The sequence below is a fragment of the Synergistaceae bacterium genome (assembly GCA_012728235.1).
In the GTDB taxonomy this organism is placed as follows: Bacteria; Synergistota; Synergistia; order Synergistales; family Synergistaceae; genus JAAYFL01.
Window position 1 is genome coordinate 1 of the sequence record JAAYFL010000130.1, and the last position, 2,991, is coordinate 2,991.

Consider the following 2,991-nt stretch of genomic DNA (forward strand, 5'->3'; position numbering starts at 1 on the left):
CTGTTTGTGCTTATCTGAATTGACTTTGCCCAGCTCAGTATCTTTGTCCATATAAAGGCGAAGTTGACCTCTTGCTTTGTCCCCTGAGACCCGTTAAACTTATCAGATGTTTGATAAGAAAGAGGGTGAAAAGGAAAACACCACTGCACAAGCGAACTCCTCAGTTAGCTCTCGTACAGTGGTGCCCCAAAACTATGGTAATTATAGCAAAGTACGAAAGCCTTTACAATCCTAAATCCGATATTTTTAATTGAGAGTAAAGAAACCCATCAGTGTCCCATCTGTAAAGGCAGTCTTTCTGGTTATGATAGACGCACAAGAAAGGTAATCACTGATGAAGGTAAAAAAGTTAGCTATAGTCTGAGAAGACTTAGGTGTAAGGCTTGCAAAGCCATTCATCTAGAACTTCCTAGCTTCATCCTTCCTCACAAACACTATCAGAGTGGGGTAATAGAGGCTGTCCTTGATGGTAACTGTGTGGACTGCCCGGCCGAGGAATCCACTATGCTCAGATGGCGAAGGCTCTTTAGCCATATGCTAACAAGTATAGAGGGGAGTCTGAGAAGCCTTTGGAGCCTAAGGAAGGATAGACCCTACCCCCTGATAAGGGGAGTTTCTTTACTCGAACAGATAAAACTAAGTGGTCCTGGTTGGTTGACACTTGTCAGCCAAATCCTGATTAACTCAGGTTTTAGTCCACCCACCCAGTTTGCATGGTAGCCAGGACTAACTGATGCTACCCTTGTCTTTAAATAAAGAAAGGGGTAGAAAGATGAATAAAACAAGTACACCAGAAGATGTGGCAAGTAGGCGTATGATGCTTATAGCTCCACTCCTTGAAGAAGGCCTAGATGATAGGGGTATTATCGAGCTTAAAAAGCGCATATCCAGCGAGAGTGACTTATCTTATCGCACTATTTCTAGATACTTAGATGCTTATAGGGCTGATGGTTTTTCTGGTTTAAAACCAAAGACTGGCTATAAGAGGCCCAGTAGCTCTTTACCTAATCACTTCGATGAGCTGCTCGAGCAGGCAATAATCCTTCGCAGGGAGCTTCCCTCAAGAAGTGTAAGTGACATAATAAGGATCCTTGAGCTAGAAGAGATGGTAAAACCAGGAGAACTATCTCGCTCCACCCTGCAAAGGCACCTTCAATCAGCTGGCTTTGGGGCTAGGCAGATGAAGATCTACACTCAAAAGGGTGCTGCTGCTAAAAGATTCCAGAAGTCCCACAGGATGATGCTTCTTCAAGGTGATATAAAGTATGGGCCCTACCTTCCCATTGGTAAAAACGGGGAGATGAAGCAGGTCTATCTATCGGCCTTTATAGATGATGCTACTCGCTACATAGTTAGCGCTAGGTTCTATGATAACCAGAGGACAGAGATCATTGAAGATAGCCTTAGAAGAGCTATTATGGTCTATGGTAAACCTGATAAGATCTTTGTAGATAATGGAAAACAGTATAGGAGCGAGTGGCTTCAGAAGGCCTGTAACAGGCTAAATATAAGGCTTTCCTTTGCAAAACCGCACTCGCCCGCAAGTAAGGGCAAGATAGAGTACTTTAATAAGAGAATCGATAGTTTTCTCTCAGAGGTGGCCCTGGATAAGCCAAAGACCCTAGAAAAGCTTAACGATGCACTGGAGCTATGGATAAGTGATTACTATCACACTAACCCCCATACAGGACTGGACGGACTAAGCCCTGGTCTTGCCTTTAGGAGTGATAAGAGAGGCCTAAAGTTTGTAGACGCTAGAGAACTAAGAGAGGCCTTTCTTCACACTGAGACCCGCCAGGTTGATAAGACGGGCTGTATTAGCTTAAAAGGAAAAAGCTACGAGGTGGGAGTGAAGCTAATTGGCAGGAAGGTTGAGGCCTACTATGATCCCAGCTGGACTGATGAGGTGGAAATTCACCACAGTGATTATGAGCCCTTTATGGCACCTCTTCTAGTAATAGGAGAAAACTGTGGCATCACTAGTAACCTACCAGAGGGTCTAGGTCCACTAAGCCCCAGTGGTTCACGGCTCCTAGGTGCACTTGGTGCTAGAAAAGAAGAGACTACTGCCCCAGCTGCTATAAGCTTTAAAGACCTAGGGGGTGGTGAGTAATGTTTAAGGATTTCTACGGCATGCAGAGGTCTCCCTTTGTAAGTTCTATTGATACTGGAAGCCTTTACATGTCCCCAGCGCTTGATGAAACCCTCTCTAGACTCCACTATGCAGCCAGTCACCAGCTCTTTGCTGTGGTAACAGCTGAGGTGGGTTGTGGTAAGTCCACTTCAATTAGATGCTTCACAGACCAGCTTGCAAGTGATAGGTACGAGGTCCTTTATCTATCGGACTCAAAGCTTACTCCTAGATGGTTTTACAAGGGTCTTCTAGACCATCTTGGCATGGACTCAAAGTTTTACAGAGGTGATGCTAGAAGACAGCTCCACCAGCAGCTGGAGATTATCCAGGGTGTCTACAAGAAAAAGGTAGTCACAATAGTTGATGAGGCCCACCTTCTTGATAGAGAGACCCTAGAGGAGATACGCTTTCTCCTAAACACAAAGATGGACTCCCACCAGCCCATGTCACTCATTCTAGTTGGCCAGAGCGAACTAAAGGATAAACTTAAAAAGAGGCAGTACACAGCTATACGCCAGCGAATTGATATAAAGTGTGAGATTAGTAGTTTCGATAGGTCTCAGACTGAAGGCTACATGGAGGCCCATCTTAGCTACGCTGGAGTAAGTCAGGATATCTTTACAGACAAGGCTATAGATGAAATCTATAGACACTCAGGAGGTTCAGCAAGAGCCATCAATAAGGTTTCTACCCACGCACTAATCTACGGGGCCCAAAGGGCAAAGAAACTAATAGATGACCATATGATAAGAACTGTTATTGCAGGGGAGCTCCTTTAAACCTAGGGCTACAGCCAAGGCTGTGGCCCTTAACAAGACATAACCATGGCATAATAAGAGAGCTAACTAAGGCATAAC

At 44.8% G+C, this 2,991-nt stretch carries 3 protein-coding genes; 2 read left to right on the forward strand and 1 reads right to left on the reverse strand.

The features are described 5' to 3' along the window. Positions 1–246 precede the first annotated feature (246 nt). On the reverse strand, positions 247–399 hold the full coding sequence (locus tag GXZ13_07205; GenBank protein NLX75594.1) for a hypothetical protein: 153 nt from the start codon (positions 397–399) through the stop codon (positions 247–249). A gap of 373 nt (positions 400–772) precedes the next feature. Here GXZ13_07205 and GXZ13_07210 point away from each other — a divergent pair, with 373 nt between their 5' ends. Together GXZ13_07210 and GXZ13_07215 are read left to right on the forward strand one after the other, a co-directional pair. Beyond that, entirely contained in the window at positions 773–2,113 is a 1,341-nt protein-coding gene (locus tag GXZ13_07210) for a DDE-type integrase/transposase/recombinase (protein NLX75595.1), read from the forward strand. Continuing rightward, positions 2,113–2,913 carry an AAA family ATPase gene (locus GXZ13_07215; protein ID NLX75596.1) on the forward strand — a complete coding sequence of 267 codons (801 nt, stop codon included), beginning with the start codon at positions 2,113–2,115 and terminating at the stop codon, positions 2,911–2,913. Before GXZ13_07210 ends, GXZ13_07215 begins: the two co-directional genes overlap by 1 nt. Positions 2,914–2,991 lie beyond the last annotated feature (78 nt).

Coding starts and splice junctions, on each gene's coding strand:
- GXZ13_07210 (NLX75595.1), top strand. CDS start 773: ATGAATAAAACAAGTACACCAGAAGATGTGGCAAGTAGGCGTATGATG.
- GXZ13_07215 (NLX75596.1), top strand. CDS start 2,113: ATGTTTAAGGATTTCTACGGCATGCAGAGGTCTCCCTTTGTAAGTTCT.
- GXZ13_07205 (NLX75594.1), bottom strand. CDS start 399: ATGAATGGCTTTGCAAGCCTTACACCTAAGTCTTCTCAGACTATAGCT.